Origin of the sequence: Streptomyces sp. So13.3 (assembly GCF_005860785.2) — a bacterium.
Taxonomy (GTDB): domain Bacteria; phylum Actinomycetota; class Actinomycetes; order Streptomycetales; family Streptomycetaceae; genus Actinacidiphila; species Actinacidiphila fildesensis.
The window spans coordinates 7026739-7047136 of the sequence record NZ_CP048835.1 but is presented as its reverse complement, the minus strand read 5'-3'; the positions used below and the strand labels follow the sequence as shown (position 1 = coordinate 7047136).

General features: G+C 71.0%; 21 protein-coding genes. 5 read left to right on the top strand and 16 right to left on the bottom strand.

The annotated features are described in order from the left end of the window. Positions 1-11 precede the first annotated feature (11 nt). The 5 genes from mmuM to C8250_RS31505 all read right to left on the bottom strand — a co-directional run bounded on the left by mmuM (position 12) and on the right by C8250_RS31505 (position 4427). The gene (gene mmuM, locus C8250_RS31525; protein WP_138356524.1) at positions 12-902 is read right to left on the bottom strand and encodes a homocysteine S-methyltransferase; all 891 of its coding nucleotides are present in this window, start codon (positions 900-902) and stop codon (positions 12-14) included. Between the two features lie 132 nt (positions 903-1034). Continuing rightward, on the bottom strand, positions 1035-1958 hold the full coding sequence (locus C8250_RS31520; protein WP_138356523.1) for an LLM class F420-dependent oxidoreductase: 924 nt from the start codon (positions 1956-1958) through the stop codon (positions 1035-1037). A gap of 153 nt (positions 1959-2111) precedes the next feature. After that, complete coding sequence (locus C8250_RS31515) at positions 2112-2561, bottom strand: DUF6099 family protein (RefSeq protein ID WP_138356522.1); 450 nt, start codon at positions 2559-2561, stop codon at positions 2112-2114. Positions 2562-2680: 119 nt separating this feature from the next. Further along, positions 2681-3040, bottom strand: a complete 360-nt coding sequence (locus C8250_RS31510; protein ID WP_138356521.1) for a nucleotide pyrophosphohydrolase — start codon at positions 3038-3040, stop codon at positions 2681-2683. Positions 3041-3050: 10 nt separating this feature from the next. Next, positions 3051-4427 carry an ATP-binding protein gene (locus tag C8250_RS31505; protein ID WP_244809472.1) on the bottom strand — a complete coding sequence of 459 codons (1377 nt, stop codon included), beginning with the start codon at positions 4425-4427 and terminating at the stop codon, positions 3051-3053. 89 nt (positions 4428-4516) lie between these two features. Here C8250_RS31505 and C8250_RS31500 point away from each other — a divergent pair, with 89 nt between their 5' ends. Both C8250_RS31500 and C8250_RS31495 read left to right on the top strand, forming a co-directional pair. Further along, positions 4517-4918, top strand: coding sequence for a hypothetical protein (locus tag C8250_RS31500; RefSeq protein WP_138356520.1), 402 nt, complete (start codon positions 4517-4519; stop codon positions 4916-4918). A gap of 83 nt (positions 4919-5001) precedes the next feature. Then, positions 5002-5553, top strand: a complete 552-nt coding sequence (locus C8250_RS31495; protein ID WP_138356519.1) for a DUF1697 domain-containing protein — start codon at positions 5002-5004, stop codon at positions 5551-5553. A 40-nt stretch (positions 5554-5593) separates the two neighbouring features. Here the strand turns inward: C8250_RS31495 and C8250_RS31490 are convergent, their stop codons facing one another. Next, positions 5594-6925 (bottom strand): class I SAM-dependent RNA methyltransferase, encoded by a 1332-nt coding sequence (locus C8250_RS31490; protein ID WP_138356518.1) that lies wholly within the window; start codon positions 6923-6925, stop codon positions 5594-5596. A gap of 104 nt (positions 6926-7029) precedes the next feature. Beyond that, positions 7030-9081 carry an APC family permease gene (locus C8250_RS31485; RefSeq protein WP_138356517.1) on the bottom strand — a complete coding sequence of 684 codons (2052 nt, stop codon included), beginning with the start codon at positions 9079-9081 and terminating at the stop codon, positions 7030-7032. A gap of 180 nt (positions 9082-9261) precedes the next feature. Between C8250_RS31485 and C8250_RS31480 the strand changes: the two genes are divergently transcribed. Next, positions 9262-9927 (top strand): TrkA family potassium uptake protein, encoded by a 666-nt coding sequence (locus tag C8250_RS31480; RefSeq protein ID WP_138356516.1) that lies wholly within the window; start codon positions 9262-9264, stop codon positions 9925-9927. Further along, the gene (locus C8250_RS31475; protein WP_138356515.1) at positions 9927-10595 is read left to right on the top strand and encodes a TrkA family potassium uptake protein; all 669 of its coding nucleotides are present in this window, start codon (positions 9927-9929) and stop codon (positions 10593-10595) included. The genes C8250_RS31480 and C8250_RS31475 overlap by 1 nt, the downstream gene beginning before the upstream one ends. A 101-nt stretch (positions 10596-10696) precedes the next feature. Here C8250_RS31475 and C8250_RS31470 read toward each other — a convergent pair whose 3' ends face one another. The 6 genes from C8250_RS31470 to C8250_RS31445 form a co-directional block, all read right to left on the bottom strand. After that, a complete protein-coding gene (locus tag C8250_RS31470; RefSeq protein WP_138356514.1) occupies positions 10697-11419 on the bottom strand; it encodes a DUF3159 domain-containing protein in 723 nt (240 codons plus the stop codon). Between the two features lie 3 nt (positions 11420-11422). Next, positions 11423-11821: an OB-fold nucleic acid binding domain-containing protein gene (locus C8250_RS31465; protein ID WP_138356513.1), complete on the bottom strand. Its 399-nt coding sequence runs from the start codon at positions 11819-11821 to the stop codon at positions 11423-11425. 96 nt (positions 11822-11917) lie between these two features. Next, the gene (locus C8250_RS31460; protein ID WP_138356561.1) at positions 11918-12601 is read right to left on the bottom strand and encodes a response regulator; all 684 of its coding nucleotides are present in this window, start codon (positions 12599-12601) and stop codon (positions 11918-11920) included. A 107-nt stretch (positions 12602-12708) separates the two neighbouring features. After that, complete coding sequence (locus C8250_RS31455) at positions 12709-15249, bottom strand: sensor histidine kinase KdpD (RefSeq protein ID WP_138356512.1); 2541 nt, start codon at positions 15247-15249, stop codon at positions 12709-12711. Positions 15250-15430: 181 nt separating this feature from the next. Then, entirely contained in the window at positions 15431-16039 is a 609-nt protein-coding gene (locus C8250_RS31450; RefSeq protein WP_138356511.1) for a hypothetical protein, read from the bottom strand. Between the two features lie 87 nt (positions 16040-16126). After that, the gene (locus C8250_RS31445; RefSeq protein WP_138356510.1) at positions 16127-16861 is read right to left on the bottom strand and encodes an ABC transporter ATP-binding protein; all 735 of its coding nucleotides are present in this window, start codon (positions 16859-16861) and stop codon (positions 16127-16129) included. A gap of 492 nt (positions 16862-17353) precedes the next feature. Between C8250_RS31445 and C8250_RS31440 the strand changes: the two genes are divergently transcribed. Continuing rightward, positions 17354-18436 (top strand): IS630 family transposase, encoded by a 1083-nt coding sequence (locus C8250_RS31440; protein WP_187145338.1) that lies wholly within the window; start codon positions 17354-17356, stop codon positions 18434-18436. Here the strand turns inward: C8250_RS31440 and C8250_RS31435 are convergent. The 3 genes from C8250_RS31435 to C8250_RS31425 are packed head-to-tail and all read right to left on the bottom strand — an operon-like array spanning position 18433 to position 20350. Continuing rightward, positions 18433-19212 carry a DUF3710 domain-containing protein gene (locus C8250_RS31435; protein WP_138356508.1) on the bottom strand — a complete coding sequence of 260 codons (780 nt, stop codon included), beginning with the start codon at positions 19210-19212 and terminating at the stop codon, positions 18433-18435. The two genes, C8250_RS31440 and C8250_RS31435, sit on opposite strands and share 4 nt — an antisense overlap. A 2-nt stretch (positions 19213-19214) precedes the next feature. After that, positions 19215-19748: a dUTP diphosphatase gene (gene dut, locus C8250_RS31430; RefSeq protein WP_138356507.1), complete on the bottom strand. Its 534-nt coding sequence runs from the start codon at positions 19746-19748 to the stop codon at positions 19215-19217. Further along, a complete protein-coding gene (locus C8250_RS31425) occupies positions 19745-20350 on the bottom strand; it encodes a PaaI family thioesterase (RefSeq protein WP_138356506.1) in 606 nt (201 codons plus the stop codon). Before C8250_RS31425 ends, dut begins: the two co-directional genes overlap by 4 nt. Positions 20351-20398 lie beyond the last annotated feature (48 nt).

The following is a 20398-nucleotide window of genomic DNA, read 5'->3' as shown; positions in this document are numbered from 1 at the left end:
CCGGCAGGGTGTCACACCTCGTGGCGCATCACCTCCGCCAGCGCGGCGATCTGCTCGGGCCCCACCCGGCAGCAGCCGCCGATCAGCCGGGCTCCCGCGGACCGCCAGTCGCGGACCCGGGAAGCCTCGAAGGTCACCTCGCCCTGCCACTTCCGGGCCTGGGCGTCCCACTCCTCGCCGCTGTTCGGATAAACCACGACGGGCTTGCCGGAGACCTCCGCGGCGAGTGCCACGGCGTGGTCGGCGTCCCGCGGGGCGCAGCAGTTGACGCCGACCGCCACCACATCGTCCCGCCCGGCGGCCAGTGCGAAGGCCGCTTCCAGCGGCTGCCCGGCGCGGGTCAGGTCGCCGTCGATGCTGTACGAGAGCCAGACCGGCACCCCGATCCCCTCGACCGCGCGCAGCAGTGCCTCCGCCTCGTCCGTGTCCGGCACCGTCTCCAGGGCGAACAGATCGGGCCCTGCCTCGGCCAGCGCCTCGATCCGCGGCCGGTGGAAGCGCTCCAGCTCCCGCACGCTCAGCCCGTACCGCCCCCGGTACTCGCTGCCGTCCGCCAGCATCGCCCCGTACGGGCCGACGGACGCCGCCACCAGCACGTCGGTACGGCCGCCCGCGGCGCTCCGCGCCAGCTCGACGCTGCGCCGCAGCAGCGCCGACGCCTCCTCCCGACCGGTCCCCCGGCGGGCGAAGCCCTCGTAGGTCGCCTGGTAGCTGGAGGTGATGAGCACCCGCGCACCCGCCCGGACATAGGCCGCGTGCGCCGCCTCGATCTGCTCGGGCGCGTCGGCCAGCAGCCGGGCCGACCAGAGCGGGTCGGACAGATCACAGCCCTGGGCGGCGAGTTGGTTGGACAGCCCGCCGTCCAGGACGAGCGGGGTGCCCAGGGTCAGGTCGGGCGGCATGACGGTCGCTCCTTGCTTCGGCCCCGGATCGGGTGCACCGGAGGTTCGTTCAAAGGGTCAGATCAGGTCGGTTCAGTGCAGGTGAGGTGAGGTGAGGTGAGGTGAGTTCAGTTCGGTTCGGTTCGGTTCGGTTCAGGTGAGTTGGGACTGGACCTCGGCGGAGATCAGTTCCAGATGGTCCAGATCGCCCAGGTCGAGGATCTGCAGATAGAAGCGGGTGGAGCCGGTCGCGGCGTACTGACCGATCTTGTCGATCACCTCGGCCGGGGACCCCGCCAGCCCGTTGGCCTTCAGCTCGTCGACCTCCCGGCCGATGGCCGCGGCACGGCGCGCGACCTCGGCGTCGTTCCTGCCGACGCAGGCGACCAGGGCGTTGGAGTACACCAGCTCGTCCTTCTTGCGCCCCTCCGCCTCGGCCGCCTCACGCACCCGGCCGAACTGCCGCCTGCTGTCCTCGACGGAGGCGAACGGGATGTTGAACTCGTCCGCGTAACGGGCGGCGAGCGCCGGGGTCCGCTTGGCACCGTGCCCGCCGATCAGCACCGGGATCTTCGTCTGGACCGGCTTGGGCAGCGCGGGCGAGTCCTTGAGCTGGTAGTACGTCCCGTCGAAGTCGAAGGTCTCCCCGACCGGCGTGGCCCACAGACCGGTCACGATCGCCAGCTGCTCCTCCAGCCGGCCGAACTTCTCCTTCGGGAACGGGATGCCGTACGCGGTGTGCTCCTTCTCGTACCAGCCGGCGCCCAGTCCGAGTTCGACACGCCCGCCCGACATCTGGTCCACCTGCGCGACCTGGATGGCGAGCACGCCCGGCAGCCGGAAGGTGCCGGCCGTCATCAGGGTGCCGAGCCGGATACGGCGGGTCTCGCGGGCCAGCCCGGCCAGGGTGATCCAGGCGTCTGTCGGGCCCGGCAGCCCGTCTCCGCCACCCATGCTCACGTAGTGGTCGGAGCGGTAGAACGCATCGAATCCGAGGTCCTCGGTGGCCTTGGCAACCGTGAGGAGGGTGTCGTAGGTGGCCCCCTGCTGGGGCTCGGTGAAAATGCGAAGATCCATGCCTCCCATCCTCCACGCCGGACCGCCCCGCACGTCAACCACGCGTCAAGACGTCGTCGATCTTGTGCACCGGTGGGTGTGTCCAGGGCCAACCGGACCCGTCTCCTGAGCCGCGGGCTTCACGAACCGAACGGCTTCACGAACCGAGCGGCCTCATGAACCGAGCGCGCCGAGCAGCGCGCAGACCCGGTCCTTGGATTCCTCGGCGGCGTCCATGGCGTCGATGCACTGCCAGTACACCGCCTCCTCCTCCGCGGAGCAGGCCAGCCCCACGAGGGCAGCGCCCAGCTCCGAGAGCAGGTCCCGCAGTTCCGTCAGCGCACGGGCCGGTTCCCGCACGCAGGTGAGTATCGACGCCCGGACGGTCTCCGGCCGGGCGCCCGGCAGCCCCGAGAGCCCGGCCGGTCCGCAGGCCCGGCCGCCACCCGGCTCGCACACAGTGAACCCGGCGGCCCGCAGCTCCGGCGGTCCGTGCAGGGCCAGATGGCCGCCCACCGCCTCCGCGAGTGCCTGCGCCTGCCACGCCTCCGTGATCAGGTCCTGAACCTGCCACGCCTGTTCGAGGGCGTGCCGGGTGGCCAGGATGAGCCGTACCGCGTCCATGATGTACTCCCCCTGCCGCTGCGTGCTACCGACCTGTTACCCAGAGTGACGGTCGATGGCCGCGAGCGGAAGGGGGGTCCCCGCGCCTGTGGATTACTCGCCGGTTGTGGATATCCCGGTCACCCGGTCGGATGAAGCGTGCCCGGTCCCTCGTCCTCCGCCGGCATCGGGAAGCGCAGTTCATTGCGGTCGATCTTCGCCGAGAGCGCCTTCAGCACATCGATCTCCAGCACTTGGCAGAACTGCAGCAGATACGCCAGGACGTCCGCCACCTCGTCCTCCACCCGGTGCGCGGTCCCGGCGTCCTCCATCACCCGGCCCGCCTCCTCCGGGGTCATCCACTGGAAGATCTCCAGCAGTTCGGACGCCTCGACGCTCAACGCCGCGGCCAGGTTCTTGGGTACGTGATATTGCTGCCAGCGCCTGGCCGCCGCGAAGGCGGTCAGACGGCGCTGCAGCGCCTGCAGATCCTCGCTCATCCGCACAGGTCTACCGCATGGTCGGCGCCGAACGCGCGGGCACCCGCTCCCCGGCACCCTCCCCCGCTTCCGGCCCCGTCCCGGTTCCGGGCTCCTTGCGCGGCTCGGTTCCGGGATCCCCGACGGCCGCCCCCTCCGCCTCCGCCTCCGCCCCCGCCTGCTCCGGCCGCCGCGGGCGGACGAAGTCGATGACCGACACCCCGCCCAACCCCTCGGCGACGGAGGCGTCGTGCACCGCGCCCAGCAGCCGGATATGGCCGCGGCCGGCCGCCATGCCCGCCAGAGCGAGCAGCTCACGGGTCTGCCGGCGGTCCATCCCCAGATCGAAGCCGTCGCTGAGCACGGTCAGCACCTGGGCGGCCGGGAGGAGTTCGGCGCTCGTGTCGACCGCCAGCACTCCCGGCCCGGTCAGCAGGACCAACGCGATGGCCAGGAAGCGCAGTTCCCCGTCGCCCAGCCGGTCCACCGGCACCAGCCCCAGCGGCCCGCGGTCCACCGCCGCGATCACGGACCGCAGTTCGGCCCCCGAATCGGCGCCGGCCGCCCGGGACCGCAGGACGGTCAGCCCGTCGACCGGCGGGCTGCAGACCTCCCGCATCGCCCGCACCAGCGCCGCGTGCCGTGTACGGCACTCGCCTTCGGTCCTGGCCAGGACCGCCGAGAGGTTCTCGCAGCCTCGGCGGAGCATCCCGTCCCCGGCGTCCACCGGCGCCCGCATCGTCTCCGGCCGCGGCTCCACCGGGAACACCCCGCGTAACGCCAGCACCAGTTGTTCCACCGCAGCCAGCACCAGCCGCTGGCCCTCGGTGCGGCCCGCGACGCGCAGCGGCAGCAGCGCCGTCGCCAGCAGATCGTCGGGGAGTGGCGCGCGGGTGACGGGCACCAGGCCCGCCGTGTGCCACGCCGCCTGGACGGTGCGCCGTTCCGGATCGCGCAGCGCGGTGGTCAGCAGCGTCTCCCCGCCGCCGGTCAACCGCTCGCCGACAATGCGCAGTTCGGGCTCGGCCTGCACGGCCACATCCAGCCGGACCGGTCCGACGGGTCCGGTGACCGTGCAGCCGATCCGGAATCCGCGCCGCCCTTCGGCGTCCGGCTGCGCACCCTGCGGCACGCAGGCCGCGGCCCCGCCCCGCACGCTTCCCGTCCCGTTCCCGGACCCGTACCCGGACCCGGACCCGTTCCCGGATCCGTCGAAAACCTCGCTCAGCGTCTCTCCGCCGGCCAGCCGCCCCAGCGCGGTCAGCGCCTCCAGGACGCTCGATTTCCCTGTCCCGCTGGCGCCGGCGAGCAGGGTGAGCGGACCCAGCGCGAAGCTCGCGCCCCGGTGCGACTTGAAGGCGGACAACCGCAGTTCGGTGACAGCGGGACGCTCACTCGTGAAGTTCATATCCGCGAACGTAGCCAGCGCGACTCCTGCCGAACCGTTACGTCAGCCCCCACGTCCTCCGAACGGGCGAAGCCCGGCAGGATGACGGTATGGAGATCAAGGATTCCGGCCCCGCAGCGGGCATCGATCTGACCTCGTTCGGCAGCCACGGCGTGCGCCACGTGAGCATCCACCGGAACGCCGGCCCCGGAACGCCATCCGGGCCCGCGTCACCCGTGGTCGCGGTGGCCCTCATGCACCTGGCCCCCGGCGGCCGCCTCGGCCGGCATCAGGCGACGATCCCGCAGGCGCTGACCGTGGTCGCGGGCGACGGCTGGGTGAGTGGCGCGGAAGGCAGAGCGGTTCCGATCACCGCAGGCCAGGCTGCCTGCTGGGCGGCCGGCGAGGACCACGAGACCTGGACCGACACCGGCCTCACGGCCGTGGTCGTCGAAGCGGCCGAACCACACCCCACCGGCCTGCTCGGGCGCGCCCCGGTCACCGAAGCCTGAGGTTAGAGGTCAGACGTCAGAGGTCAGAGGTCAGAGGTCAGAGGTCAGAGGCATCGTCCGACCCCTGGTCTACGGTGGGCCGCGTGACGAGCTATGTGGCGCTGCTCCGCGGGATCAATGTGGGCGGCAAGAACAAGGTGCCGATGCAGACCCTGCGCGAGCTGCTGACCGGGCTGGACTGTACGGACGTCAGAACCCATCTCCAGAGCGGCAACGCCGTCTTCGGCCACCCCCGGGCCGACCCGGCCGCGCTGGCCACCGGCCTGGAGGCACGCATCACCGAGGAGTTGGGGCTCATCATCCGCTGCCTCGTGCGGGACGGCGCCGATCTCCAGCGGGTGGTCGAGCAGAATCCCTTCGACATGGAAGGCGTCGACCCGTCCCGGTTCCTGGTGACCTTCCTGTCCGGCCCGCCGGAACAGGAGCGGCTGACCGCCATCGATCCCGCGGCCTACACCCCGGAGGAGTTCCGCCTCGCCGACCCCAAGGCCCCGAACGAGATCTATCTGCACCTGCCGACCGGCATCCAGAAGTCCCGTCTCGCCCTGCTGTTCACCGACAGGAAACTGGGGGTGACCGCGACGGCCCGCAACTGGAACACGGTGCTCAAGCTCGCCGCGATGGCGGCCGAGTAACCCGGGACCGGCCGCGCCGGAACCCGGGCGGCCCGGAGCCTCAGGCCGACTTCGCCACCGGCGCCAGGATCGCGACGCACTCCACGTGGTGCGTGAGCGGGAAGAGGTCGAAGGCGCGCAGGGACACCGGCTTGTAGCCCGCCTCCGCGAAGTACGCCAGGTCGCGCGCGAGCGCGGCCGGGTCGCAGGCCACGTAGGCGATGCGGCGGGCGCCGAGCGAGGCGAGGTGCTTGACGGTGGACTTGCCGGCGCCGACCCGCGGGGGGTCGAGGACGATCAGGTCGGCCTCGGTGATCTTGGTGCGCGGCAGTACGGTCTCGACCTTGCCGTGCTCGATCCGCACACGCTCCAGATCGGCCAGGTTGTGCCGGGCGTCCTCCACCGCGCGCTTGCCGGACTCGATGCCGAGCACCGCGCCGGTCTCGCCGACCTTCTCGGCGATCGCGCCGGCGAACAGGCCGACGCCGCAGTACAGGTCGAGGGCGGTGTCGCCGTCACGCGGCTGGAGGCCGTCCAGGACCGCCTCGGCCAGCAGGTCGGGGGCCTGCGGGTGGACCTGCCAGAAGCCGCCGGAGCCGACCCGCCAGGTGCGGCCGACGGCGCGCTCGCGCACGAAGCCACGGCCGTGCACCTTGTGTACGCCGCCCTGCTCGTCGACGCGGGCGACCGAGACCGGCCGGTCCAGCTCGACGATCGGCAGCCGGCCGTCGGGGGTGGGCGTGACGATGACCTGGCGGTCGTTGGAGCCGGTTGCCGCGATGGCCTCGACGGACGCGGTGTCCGGCCACTCACGGGTCTCGATGCCGAGCTCGGTGACACCGGGCGCCGCGATCAGGCACTGGTCGATCCGCTCGATCTCGTGCGAGCGGTGGCGGCGCAGTCCCGCGTAGCCCTCGGCGTCGACGGCGAACTGCACGCGGGTGCGCCACGCGGGCACCTTGCCCTCGACGCCCTTGTCACCGGGCGCGGGCTCGACGGTGCCGTCCCAGCCGGCGTCCTGCGGGCTCAGACCCGCGAGGCGGCTGAGCTGCTCGGTGATGACGTCGACCTTCAGCCGGCGCTGGGCGCCGGGGGCGACGTGCTGCCAGTCGCAGCCGCCGCAGGCGCCGGGGCCGGAGTACGGGCAGGGCGCCGGGACGCGGTCGGGGGACGCCTGGAGGATCTCCACGGCGTCGGCGCGCAGGAACTTGGAGTCCGGTCCGCCCTCGGTGATCTTGGCGACGACGCGCTCACCCGGCAGTGCGTGCCGGACGAAGAGCACCCGTCCTTCGTGACGGGCGATGCAGTGACCGCCGTGCGCGACGGGCCCGACCTCGACCTCGTAGCGCTCCCCGACCAGCTCGTCGGCCTGTTCCTTCGTACGGTTCTGCATGATGAACAGGCTCCTGCGAGAGGTGGTGCGGCGGGGTGGTGCGGGCGGGACCGTAGAACGGCAGCTCACCAGTCTACGTCCCGCCGCACCCCCCGCCTTACGGCCTACTTCTGGCCGGTGTGTTCCTTGTCCCGCTTCGGCGGGCTGACCGGGCCGCGCCGGATCGCGCCGGGGGCGTTCCAGTCGGCACGCTTGCGCGCCCGGACCTTGGCCCGCTCGGAGGAGTCCAGCTGCCACGGCACCGAGGTGACCATGACGCCCGGGGTGAACAGCAGCCGGCCCTTGAGCCGCAGGGCGCTCTGGTTGTGGAGCAGGTGCTCGTACCAGTGGCCGACGACGTACTCGGGGATGTAGACGCTGACCACGTCGCGCGGGCTGGCCCGCCGCAGGCCCTTCACGTACTCGATGATCGGCCGGGTGATCTCGCGGTAGGGCGAGTCCAGGACCTTCAGCGGTACGTCGATGCCGCGCCGGGTCCAGTCGGCCTGCAGGGCCTTGGTGTCGGCCGGGTCGACGTTGATGCTGAGCGCTTCGAGGGTGTCGGAGCGCATCAGCTTGGCGTAGGCCAGGGCGCGCAGCGTCGGCTTGTGGACCTTGGAGACCAGGATGATCGAGTGCACCCGGGACGGGCGCACCTCCTCGTCGGTGCGCTCGTCGCCCGCCGCGATCTCCTCGGCCACCCGGTCGTAGTGGCGCCGGATGGCGGTCATCATCCCGTAGAAGAGCACCATGCCGAGGACCGCGACCCAGGCGCCGTGCGTGAACTTCGTCAGCAGGACGATGATCAGCACCATGCCGGTGAAGAAGGCGCCGAAGGTGTTGATCGCCCTGGACCGGTGCATGTGGCGGCGCTTGGCGGTGTCGGTCTCGCTGCGCAGATGGCGGTTCCAGTGCCGGACCATGCCGATCTGGCTGAGCGTGAACGAGACGAAGACGCCGACGATGTACAGCTGGATCAGCCGGGTCGAGTCGGCGCCGTAGATGTAGACCAGGACGGCGGCGAAGCCGGCCAGCACCACGATGCCGTTGGAGAACGCGAGCCGGTCGCCACGGGTGTGCAGTTGGCGCGGCAGGTAGCGGTCCTGGGCGAGGATCGAGCCGAGGACCGGGAAGCCGTTGTACGCGGTGTTGGCCGCCAGGAACAGGACGAGCGCGGTGACGGCGGCCAGGAAGATGAACGGGATCGAGTTGTGCCCGAAGACGGCTTCCGCGACCTGCGCGATGACCGGGTCCTGGGTGTAGTCGGGGCCCACCGGCTTGCCGTCGACCAGCAGGTCGGTCGCCGGGTTCTCGGCCATCCGGACGTTGGTGTACATGGCCAGCGCGATGATGCCGCAGAACATGGTGACGGCGAGCACGCCCATGGCGGCGAGCGTGGTGGCGGCGTTCTTCGACTTGGGCTTCTGGAACGCCGGGACGCCGTTGCTGATGGCCTCGACCCCGGTGAGCGCGGCACAGCCGGAGGAGAAGGCCCGTAGCAGCAGGAAGACCAGGGCGAAGCCGCTGATGCCGCTGACCTCGGCATGGATCGTGTAATGCGCGGTGGGCGCCTCCATGGTGGCGCCGGTGGCGATCTTGATGCAGCCCCAGACGATCATGGCGAAGACGCCGGCGACGAACGCGTAGGTCGGGATCGCGAAGATCGACCCGGACTCGCGCACCCCGCGCAGGTTCATCACCATCAGCAGGAAGATCATGCTGACCGCGCCCAGCACCTTGTGGGTGGCGAAGAACGGTACGGCCGAGCCGAGGTTCTCGATGCCCGAGGCGACGGACACGGCGACGGTCAGCACGTAGTCGACGAGCAGCGCGCTCGCGACGGTGAGACCGGCCTTCGGCCCGAGGTTGGTGGTGGCGACCTCGTAGTCACCGCCGCCGGACGGGTACGCGTGCACGTTCTGCCGGTACGACGCCACGACGGTGAACATCAGCACGACGACCGCGACCGCGATCCACGGGCTGAAGTGGTAGGCGGACGCGCCCGCGATCGACAGGACCAGCAGCACTTCGCCGGGCGCGTACGCGACCGACGAGAGGGGGTCGGAGGCGAACACCGGAAGCGCCAGCCTCTTAGGGAGGAGGGTTTCTCCCAACTTGTCGCTGCGCAGGGCGCGGCCGATCAAGATCCGTTTCGGCAGGTCAGTCAGTTTGGGCACGGAGAGGATGGTAAGCGCTGCGCCGTACGTGCATGCGACCGCCACCCTCCTAAGAGAAGGCAAAGTCCCGCTCGGGCCGTCCGCAACCTCCCACTGGGGTGCAAGCGTGTGTAGCTTGGGCCGCGGTCTGAGACGCTTATCGGGTATCGGCCAAAAATGTTGACAGCCGGAAGGACGGGCGTGCACGTCGTGATTATGGGCTGCGGAAGGGTGGGTTCCACTCTTGCGCAATCCTTCGAACAGCAAGGTCATACGGTCGCTGTGGTGGACCAGGACCCGACGGCTTTCCGCCGTCTGGGATCCGGGTTCGGCGGGCGCCGGGTGACCGGAGTCGGGTTCGACCAGGACACGCTTCGCGAGGCCGGAATCGAGGAGGCAGGCGCCTTCGCGGCGGTCAGCAGCGGCGACAACTCCAACATCATCGCGGCCCGGGTGGCCCGGGAGATGTTCGGTATCGAGAACGTGGCCGCCCGGATCTACGACCCACGGCGTGCCGAGGTCTACCAGCGGCTCGGCATCCCCACCGTGGCCACCGTGCGGTGGACCGCGGACCAGATGCTGCGCCGGCTGCTGCCTTCGGGCGCCGAGCCGCTGTGGCGGGACCCGAGCGGCGGTGTGCAGCTCGCCGAGGTGCACACCTCGCCCGGCTGGGTGGGTCACAAGATCAGCAAACTGCAGGACGAGACCGGGGTCCGTGTGGCATTCCTCACCCGGCTGGGCGAGGCGATGCTGCCTTCCTCCCAGACGGTGCTGCAGGAAGGCGATCTGGTGCACGTGATGATGCGCACGGACGGAGTCGCCGAGGTCGAGGCCGCGTGCGCCAAGGGTCCTGAGGAGGCGCACTGATGAGAGTCGCCATCGCCGGAGCCGGCGCGGTCGGCCGCTCGATCGCGGCCGAGCTGCTGGAGAACGGGCACGAGGTCCTGCTCGTCGACAAGAATCCCACCTCCATCTCGGTGGAGCGGGTACCGCAGGCCGAGTGGCTGCTCGCCGACGCCTGCGAGATCACCTCGCTGGACGAGGCGGCGCTGCAGCGCTGCAACGTGGTCATCGCCGCCACCGGTGACGACAAGGTCAACCTCGTCGTCTCGCTGCTCGCGAAGACCGAGTACGGGGTGCCGCGGGTCGTGGCCCGGGTCAACAACCCCAAGAACGAATGGCTCTTCAACGAGTCCTGGGGCGTCGACGTGGCCGTCTCGACCCCGCGGCTGATGTCCGCGCTGGTCGAGGAGGCCGTGAGCGTCGGCGATCTCGTGCGGCTGATGCGCTTCAGCCAGGGCGACGCCAACCTGGTGGAACTCACCCTGCCGCCGGAGGCCGCGCTGGTCGGCACCCGCGTCGGCGACGTGGAGTGGCCGCAGGACACCTCGCTGGTGACGATCATCCGGGGCAACCGGGTGCTCACGCCGTCCAAGGACGACGCGCTGGAGGCCGGTGACGAGCTGCTGTTCGTCGCCGCACCGCACCGCGAGGAGCAGCTGGAGGACCTGCTGTCCGTCCAGCGCGAGGACTGACAGGACCGGTCATGACGACGGGCGCCCCGGACCGGGAAGGTCCGGGGCGCCCGTCGTCATGATGAGCGGGGATGAGCGGAATCGAGCGGAATACGCCGAGGTCAGGACGCGGCGGCGGCCTTCTTCGCCTCTTCCTCGGCTTCCATCTCGGCGATCACGTTGATCGGCGGCGGAGCCTTCGACAGGAAGATCCACGTCAGGTAGACGGACAGCAGCATCGGCGGGATGCCCAGCGCGACCTTGACCCAGCCGAGCTGAGTGGCGTCCCCCCACCAGTACAGCGGGAAGAGGATCGCCGACTTGGCCAGCAGGATCAGCCCCCAGGCCCAGCTGGCCTTGGTGTAGGCGCGCAGCCGGCCGGGGTTGCGCTTGCGCCAGGAGAGGTTCTCCTTGAAGACCGGGCCGAGGATCAGGCCCAGCAGCGGGACGCCCGCGATGGCGGTGGCGATGTACGCGACGGCCAGCCCGAGGGTGTACAGCATCCCGGGCAGGTAGAAGTTCTTGGCATCGCCGGACATCATCGCGAAGACCGCGCCGAAGGCCACCCCGAAGACACCGCTGAAGGCGTGCTTGAGGGTGTCCTTGCGGGCCAGCCGGGCGATCCCGAGCAGCACGGAAAGACTGAGCGCGGCGATGGCCGCGATGTGGATATCTCTGTTGATCGTGTAGATCAGGACGAAGACCAGGCCGGGCACGGTGGTCTCCACCATGCCCCGGATGCCGCCGAACGCCTCGAAGAGAGCGGCTTCGGTGATCGCCTTGGAATCGCCGTCCGTACCCTCCCCGGTCCGCGGGTCCTCTGTCTGCTTGTCGATCGACGCCACCGACTACTCCTGTCCGACCGGACGCAGTTCGTACTTGGGATTGAACAGGACGGGACGGCCGTGGTTCATCGAGATCCGGCCCGAAGCGATGATCTTGCGCCCCGGCTCTATCCCGCTGATACTGCGGCGTCCCAGCCACACCACGTCAAGGGCTGCGGAGCCGTCGAACAGCTCCGCCTCCAGCGCGGGCACTCCGGCCCGTGGTCGCAGTGTGACCGTGCGCAGACTACCGGTCACCGTCACTATCTGCCGGTCTCCGCAGTCGCAGATCCGCGTGCAGCCGACGGACAGGGCGTCCTTCTGCAGCTCCTCGGAGTGCAGCTCCTCCTGGGAGGACGACAGGCGGTCTATCATGCGCCGGAAGCGGCCGGTGGGTCGGTCCGAACGGGTGGCACCACTCATGTATCCAGCGTACCGGGCCCGGCCGACAAGGCGTCCGGTACGCCGGACGGCCGATCACCGCCCCGCGGATGTCCGTTCAGTGCCCGAAGGGGCTTTTCAGTGCTCGAAGCGGTAGCCCATGCCCGGCTCCGTGATGAAATGCCGCGGATGCGCGGGATCCGCCTCCAGCTTGCGGCGCAGCTGCGCCATGTAGACCCGCAGGTAGTTGGTCTCGGTGCCGTACGAGGGCCCCCACACCTCCTGCAGGAGCTGCTTCTGGCTGACCAGCCGCCCGGTGTTGCGGACCAGGACCTCCAGCAGATGCCACTCGGTCGGGGTGAGCCGGACGTCGGCGCCACCCCGGTTGACCTTCTTGGCCGCCAGGTCGACGGTGAAGGTCTCGGTCTCGACCGTCGCGGCGTCGTCCTCGGGCCCGCCGGGCGCCGCCCGGCGGACGGCGGCCCGCAGCCGGGCCAGCAGCTCGTCCATGCCGAACGGCTTGGTGACGTAGTCGTCCGCTCCGGCGTCGAGCGCCTCGACCTTCTCGTCGGACGTCTGGCGGGCCGACAGGACGATGATCGGCACCCGGGTCCAGCCGCGCAGCCCCCGGATCACCTCGACGCCGTCCATGTCCGGCAGGCCGAGGTCCAGGACGATCACATCGGGGTGGCGGGCGGCGGCCAGCTGCAGCGCGCTCGCGCCGTCGTGGGCGGCGTCGACCTCGTACTTGCGGGCCCGCAGATTGATCACGAGCGCGCGCACGATCTGCGGCTCGTCGTCCACCACGAGCACCCGGTACATGGAGTTCCTCTTCTCGGTCACATCGGTCACATCGGTCGGATCGGTCACCGTCACGTCGGTCGTGTCAGCTGCTTCGGTCGCGTCGGTCACGGTGCTGCTGCCCGCCCTCACGACGTCGCCCCCGCCGGCAGGTCCGGGCGGGCCGGACGGCCGCCGAGGGCGGCCTGGAGGGTGAGCACCATGGTCAGGCCGCCGCCGGGGGTGTCCTCGGCGACCAGCGTGCCGCCCATGGACTCGGCGAAGCCGCGGGCGACCGCGAGGCCCAGGCCCACGCCGTTGCCGCGCGGTGCGTCGCCGTAGCGCTGGAAGGGCTCGAAGATCCGGTCCTTGGCGGTCTCCGGCACCCCGGGGCCGCGGTCGACGACCCGCACCTCCACCCGGTCGCCCAGCGCGCTGGCGGCCACCACCACCTTGGACCCCGGGGAGCTGTACTTGACGGCGTTCTCGACGACGTTGGCGACGCTGCGCTCCAGCAGGCCGGGATCGACGGCGACCATCGGCAGGCTCTCCGGGATGTCGAGGACGACGCTGCTCTCCGGGACGCCGCCGAGCGCCATCGGCACCACCTCGTCGAGATCGATCTCGCGGATCAGCGGGGTGACCGTGCCGGTCTGCAGGCGGGACATGTCGAGCAGGTTGCCGACCAGGTGGTCGAGCCGGTCGGCGCCGTCCTCGATGCCGGCCAGCAGCTCGGCCTCGTCCTCGTCGGACCAGGCGACGTCGTCGGCGCGCAGCGACGACACCGACGCCTTGATGGCCGACAGCGGTGTCCGCAGGTCGTGGGAGACGGCTGCGAGCAGCGCGGTGCGGATGCGGTTGCCCTCGGCCAGCTCGCGGGCGTGCTCGGCCTCGCCCTCCAGCCGCTGCCGGTCCATGACGACGGCCGCCTGCGCGGCGAAGGCGGAGAGCACCCGGCGGTCCGAGGCGGGCAGCACCCGCCCGGTGAGGGCCAGCGAGAGCCGGTCGCTGACCGGCACCTCGACGTCGGCGTCCTCGGGGCGCAGGCAGGGGCGCTCCCCCACGCTGGCCTCCCGGGTCCAGGCACCGTGGTCGCTGTCGCGGGCCAGCAGCACCACCGAGTCCATGCCGAACGTCTCGCGGACCCGTTCCAGCAGGGCCTCGAGGGAGCTCTCGCCGCGCAGCACGCTGCCGGCCAGGTACGACAGGATCTCGGCCTCGGAGCGCAGCCGGGCGGCCTGCTGGGTGCGGCGGGCCGCGAGGTCCACCACGGAGGCCACCGCGAGGCCCACCACGACGAAGATCACGATCGCGATGATGTTCTCGGGCTCGGCGATGGTGAAGGAGTGGGTGGGCGGCGTGAAGTAGTAGTTGAGCAGCAGCGATCCGGCGAAGGCGGAGGCCAGCGCCGGGAGCAGCCCGCCGACGAGGGCCGCCGCGACCGTGAGGGTCAGGAAGAGCAGCATCTCGGTGGCCTGGCTCATCCCGGGGTGCCAGTTGGTGAGCAGCAGCGCCAGCAGGACGGGACCCACGACCCCGGTGAGCCAGCCGGCCACGACCCGGGAGCGGCCCAGGCTGGCGCCGCGCGCGGAGGGCAGTCCGCGGCCCTTGGCGGCGTGCTCGTGGGTGACGATGTGGACGTCGATGTCGCCGGACTCGCGGGCGACGGTGGAGCCTACGCCGGGCCCCAGCACGTACTGCCAGGCCTTGCGGCGGCTGGTGCCGAGCACGATCTGGGTGGCGTTGACCCCACGGGCGAAGTCCAGCATGGCCTCGGGGATGTCCTCCCCGATGACGTGGTGGAACGATCCTCCGAGGTCCTCCACCAGGGTCCGCTGGGCGGCCAGCTCCTTGGCGGAGCCCGAGGCCAGCCCGTCGCTGCGGACGATGTGGACGGCGAGGATCTCGCTGCCCGAGCCCTTGGCCGCCATCCGGGCGGCCCGGCGGATCAGGGTGCGGCCCTCGGGTCCGCCGGTGAGGCCGACGACGATCCGCTCGCGGGCCTGCCAGGCGGCGGAGATCCGGTGGTCGGCGCGGTACTCCTGGAGGTACTCGTCGACCCGGTCGGCGACCCACAGCAGCGCCAGTTCGCGCAGCGCGGTGAGGTTGCCGGGCCGGAAGTAGTTGGACAGCGCCGCGTCGACCTTGTCGGAGGCGTAGATGTTGCCGTGTGCCATCCGGCGCCGCAACGCCTGTGGCGACATGTCGACCAGCTCTATCTGGTCGGCACGGCGCACCACCTCGTCGGGCACGGTCTCGCGCTGCCGGACGCCGGTGATCGACTCGACCACGTCGCCCAGCGACTCCAGGTGCTGGATGTTGACCGTCGAGACGACGTCGATCCCCGCCTGGAGCAGTTCCTCGACGTCCTGCCAGCGCTTGACGTTGCGCGAGCCGGGCACATTGGTGTGCGCGAGTTCGTCGACGAGCGCGACCGCTGGATGCCGCGCGAGCACCGCGTCCACGTCCATCTCGGTGAACTCCGCGTCGCGGTACTCCAGCTCCCGGCGCGGGATCTGCTCCAGGCCGTGCAGCATCACCTCGGTGCGCGGGCGCCGGTGGTGCTCGACGAAGGCGACGACGAGGTCGGTGCCACGCTCGGTACGCCGGTGCGCCTCGGAGAGCATGGCGTAGGTCTTGCCCACGCCGGGGGCCGCTCCGAGGTAGATGCGCAGTTTGCCGCGTGCCATGGCCCCATCGTTCTGCTCGGATGCGCCTGTCGCCCGGACGCGCGTGCGGCGCTTGTCTCGACCTTAGAACGACCGAAGGGGACATATGGGACCGGGGTGGCCGCCGGGGAGTACCTTGACGGCGCCTTAACCCCTCCGGGTGACCCTCCGGACCCTTGCCGGCCGCAGGGTTCCCCGTTCATCAGGGGGCCGCGATGGGCCGCGGCAGCGTGTGACAAACCGCGTTCGCAGGACTGCCATACGGACGTAACGCCGGACCGTTGACCCGCCGCGCGCCGCCAGCGAGCATCGGCGCATGCCCTCCACCAACCGCCCGCCATGGCTCGTCGCCCTGCCGTCCGTGCCCGCGCCGGCCGCCGGCCGCGGCGGCGAGGGCGGCGCCACCGGGGCGGTGCTGCGGGCCGTGCTGCGGGGCGGTCCGGTGGCCAGGACCGCGCTGGCGCGGGACACCGGGCTGAGCCCGGCCGCCGTCTCCCGGCACACGGCCGAGCTGATCGGGCTCGGGCTGCTGCGCGAGCTGCCGCCGCCGGACGGTCCGCCACGGGCCGGCCGCCCCCAGGTGCCGGTGGACGTCGACCCCGCCCACCACGCCGTCTGCGGGGTGCACATCGCGCTGCCGCACACCACCTTCGCCGTGGTGGACCTGCGCGGGCGGGTGACGGCCCAGGAGCGGTTGCCGCACGACGGCTCGGTGGGCGACGTCCTGGGCGGGATCCGCGGCCATCTGCCCGGGTTCCTGCACCGGCACGCCGCCGGGCGCCGCCGGGACGTCCGGCAGCGGCAAGGTCACCCTGCGGAGCGGTTTCCAGGGACAGAGCGTGGCCACCACGCTCAAGGCGGCGGACGGCGGCTGAGCCCCGGTGCTCAGGCCGCCGGCTCAGCTCTCGTCGACGATCCGGCCGTCGCGCAGTTCGAGCACCCGGTCGGCCAGGGCCAGCAGCTGGGCGTCGTGGGTGGCGACGAGGGCGGTGACGCCCTCGCTGCGGACGACGGCGCGCAGCAGTTCCATGACGGCGAGGCCGGTCTCGGCGTCGAGCTGACCGGTCGGCTCGTCCGCGATGATCAGGACGGGCCGGTTGGCCAGGGCGCGGGCGATGGCGACCCGCTGCTGCTGGCCACCGGACAGCTCGCCGGGGCGCTGGGCCGCGTGGTCGGAGAGCCCGACGAGCGACAGCAGCAGCTCCACGCGCTCCTCGCGCTCGCGCGGCGGCACCTTGCGCAGCCGCATGGGGACGCCGACGTTCTCGGCGGCGGTGAGGATCGGGATCAGTCCGAAGGACTGGAAGACGAAGCCGATTCGGTCGCGGCGCAGCGCCAGCAGGCCGTTGTCGCCGAGCCCGGCGAGGTCGGTGCCGTCGAGCGTGATCCGGCCGCCGTCCGGCGAGTCCAGGCCGCCCACCAGGTTGAGGATGGTGGTCTTGCCGGAGCCGGATCGGCCCTTGAGGGCCACCAGCTCACCGCGCGGCACCCGGAAGGAGACACCGCGCAGCGCGTGCACGGCCGTCTCCCCGCTGCCGTAGGTGCGGCGAAGGTCCTCGACGACGACCATCTCCCCCGTCGCCGGCCCGTCCGCGACCGCCGTCCCCGCGTGCCCCGTCGACTGCTCGCTCATGCGCTGTCCCCCTCCTGACCCGGATCACCGGGCCACACCCCGTTGTGGTCGTTCCCGGCCGTGCGCCGCACCCGTCGGCCCCGGCCGCCGTACTGCTACTGCGTGTACGCGCTTGCCAGCTGGAGCCTATCCACCTGGTCAAGGATTTCCCGGCCCGGGCTCCTCCGGACATGGCGAAGGGCCGGATCCGTGATCATGGATCCGGCCCCTGGCCGTGGTCGGTCATCCGACGCACCGGTGGAACGGGGTGCGGCGGGTTCTAGGGCGTGTTGCGAAAGTCCCGCCTGGCCCACGGCGTCTGGCACGCGCCCTCGCTGCGTTGTCGGGCTCGTCCCAGTACGTCCAGTACGAGGACGACCCTCCGCCTTGCGAGCGCACGCACCAGACGCCGTGGGCCACGCCCTCCGGGCGAACGGCGCTACTTTCGCAACCCGCCCTAGTGTTCTGAGTCGGGAATTTTGTTCAGATGTGTAGGCTTGGCCTATGGCACGGATGGGGCGGCCGAAGGCCGAGTTGACGCTGTCGGATGAGGAACGGGCCGCGCTCGAGGAGTGGGTGCGGCGTCGTTCCACGCCGCAGGCGTGGGCCCTGCGGTGTCGGATCGTTCTGGCGTGTGCCGACGGTGTCCCGAACAAGGACGTGGCGGCTCGACTCGGTTCCACACCGCAGGCGGTGGGGCGCTGGCGGGCCCGGTTTGTGCAGTTCCGGATTGCCGGTCTGGGTGACATGCCGCGTCCGGGTGGCCCCAGGACGGTAACGGACGAGCAGGTTGCCGCGGTGGTCACCAGGACGCTGGAATCCACGCCGAAGAACGCGACGCACTGGTCGACTCGTTCGATGGCGAAGGAAATGGGCTTGTCGCAGTCGTCGGTGTCGCGGATCTGGCGGGCGTTCGGCCTGCAGCCGCACCGGTCGCAGACCTTCAAGTTGTCGACGGATCCGTACTTCGTGGACAAGGTCCATGATGTCGTCGGTCTCTACCTGGACCCGCCCGAGCGGGCCCTGGTCTTCTGCGTGGACGAGAAGTCGCAGATCCAGGCCCTGGACCGGTCCCAGCCCGTGCTGCCGATGATGCCCGGGGTTCCCGAGCGAGCCACCCATGACTACGTCCGTGCCGGCACCACCACCCTGTTCGCCGCGCTCGAGGTCGGCACCGGCAAAGTGATCGGGTCCCTGCACCGCCGCCACCGGGCCGAGGAATTCAAGAAGTTCCTGATCAAACTCGACAAGGAAGTGCCGGCCGGCCTGGACGTTCATCTGATCTGCGACAACTACGCGACCCACAAGACACCTGCGATCAAGAAGTGGCTGCTGGCCCACCCCCGCTTCCACCTGCACTTCACCCCGACCGGATCGTCCTGGCTGAACCTTGTCGAGCGGTGGTTCGCCGAGCTGACCAACAAACAGATACGGCGAGGCGTCCACAAGTCCGTCCAGGCCCTGGAGAAGGACATCCGTAACTGGATCGCCGCATGGAACACCGACCCGAAGCCCTACCTCTGGACGAAGACCGCAGACGAGATCCTCGAACGCCTCGCCTCATATCTGAACAGAATTCCCGACTCAAAACACTAGTGGATCTGGGTGATCTCCGGGCCGCGGCGCAACGGGTCGAGCCCGTCGCCGAACTTCGGCCCCTCGGTCTCCTCCTGCGCGATGCCCTCGGGCACCATCTGGGCGTCGGTCGGCAGCTTCAGCACGATCGGGTCGCGCGGCGCCATCGGCGTCTCGCCGCGCACCACGACGGTGTCGCGGAAGACGGTCTCCAGCAGGCCCGCGGCCTCCGGCTGCACCGCTCCCTGGCCGGAGATGACCCCGCGCAGGAACCAGCGCGGGCCGTCACAGCCGATGAAGCGGACCAGCTGCACACCGTTCGTACCGTCCGGCAGCTGTACGGGCACCTGCGCGCGCAGCTCCCAGCCCAGCGAACCTTCGATCTCGTCGACGATGCCGCCCTGCTTGGTGATGCCGGACGCGATCTCGTCCCGGACCTCGCCCCAGATGCCCTCGGACTTCGGGGCGGCGAACGCCTGCAGCTGGACAGCGCTGTCGTTCAGCACCACGGTCGCGGCGACGATCGACTCACCGGCCACCTCGACGCGCAGCTCCATGCCCTCGACACCGGGCACGAACAGTCCGCCGAGGTCCACCCGGCCCTCGCCGGGCTGCTTGACCTCGCTCAGGTCCCAGGGCCCGTCGGGCCTGGGGGCGGGCGGAAGGTTGTACCGACCCGATTCGCCGGAGTCGTCGGACTCCCCGGCGTCTTCGGCGTCTTCGGCCAGCTCGTCCGGGCTCGCGCCCTCGAGCTCGTCGAGGGCGTCTTCGCGCTCCTTGCGACGACGACGGAACACGGTCACTGTCCTTCCCGGTCTGCAACGACCGAAGCGAATCCATTACTGGTCTGGCCGTCGGGGGCATCACCTACCGAGGCATGCCCCCCGGTGGAGCCGAAGCCCCCAGCGGCCCTGGCAGAACCGGGAAGTTCCGCGACCTCGTGGAAGCGGACCCGTTCGACCTGCTGGACGACCAGTTGGGCGATCCGGTCTCCCCGTTCGAACCGCACGCTCTCGCGTGGGTCCAGGTTGACCACGATCACCTTGATCTCCCCACGGTACCCGGCATCGACCGTTCCCGGGGCATTCACGAGGGTCACTCCGCACCTGGCCGCGAGGCCCGAGCGGGGGTGCACGAAGGCCGCATACCCGTCCGGCAGCGCGATGGACACGCCGGTGGGGAGCACCGTTCGTTCGCCGGGGGCGAGTTCCGCGGCCTGGGTGGTCACCAGGTCGGCTCCCGCGTCGCCGGGGTGCTCGTACGCCGGAATGGGCACCGAGTCGTCGAGACGGCGGATGAGAACGTCCACGGGACGCCGTGCCGCTTCACTCACGGGTTCACCTCGAAGGCGCGGGCGACCTTGACCTGGTCGGGGTCGGACATCGCGGCCTGGATCTCCTCGGGACGTCCGTTGTCCGTGAAGTGGTTGAGCTTCACTTCCAGGAACAGGGCCTCGGCGCGGACCGCGACCGGGCCGTCGGGGGCGCCGATCCGGCCCTCGGCGGTGCTGTAGATCTTCCGTCCGGCGACCGCGCGGCAGTGCGCCCGCAGATACAGGGTGGTGCCGACGGGCACCGGGCGGACGAAGTCCGTCTCCAGCCGGCCGGTCACCGCGATGACCTGCAGCAGCCAGTTCAGCGAGCCGAGCGTCTCGTCCAGCGCCGAGGCCAGCACGCCGCCGTGCGCGAGGCCCGGCGCGCCCTGGTGGGCGGTCTGTACGGTGAATTCCGCGGTGACGCTCACGCCATCACCCGCACGGGATTCCAGGTGCAGTCCGTGCGGCTGTCCCTCGCCGCAGCCGAAACACTGGTCGTAGTGCGCCCCGAGCAGTTCGCCGGGCGCGGGCGCACCGGGATGCCGTACGGGCAGGCCTGCGTCTGGCGGCGGCTTCAGGCCCGGCCGGCCAGGGCTCTCGGATGCGGTAGCTCCACTCACGCCCGAGACCCTACCCTCCTGCGGGATCCTTTCCCGTCGGCCGTCCGT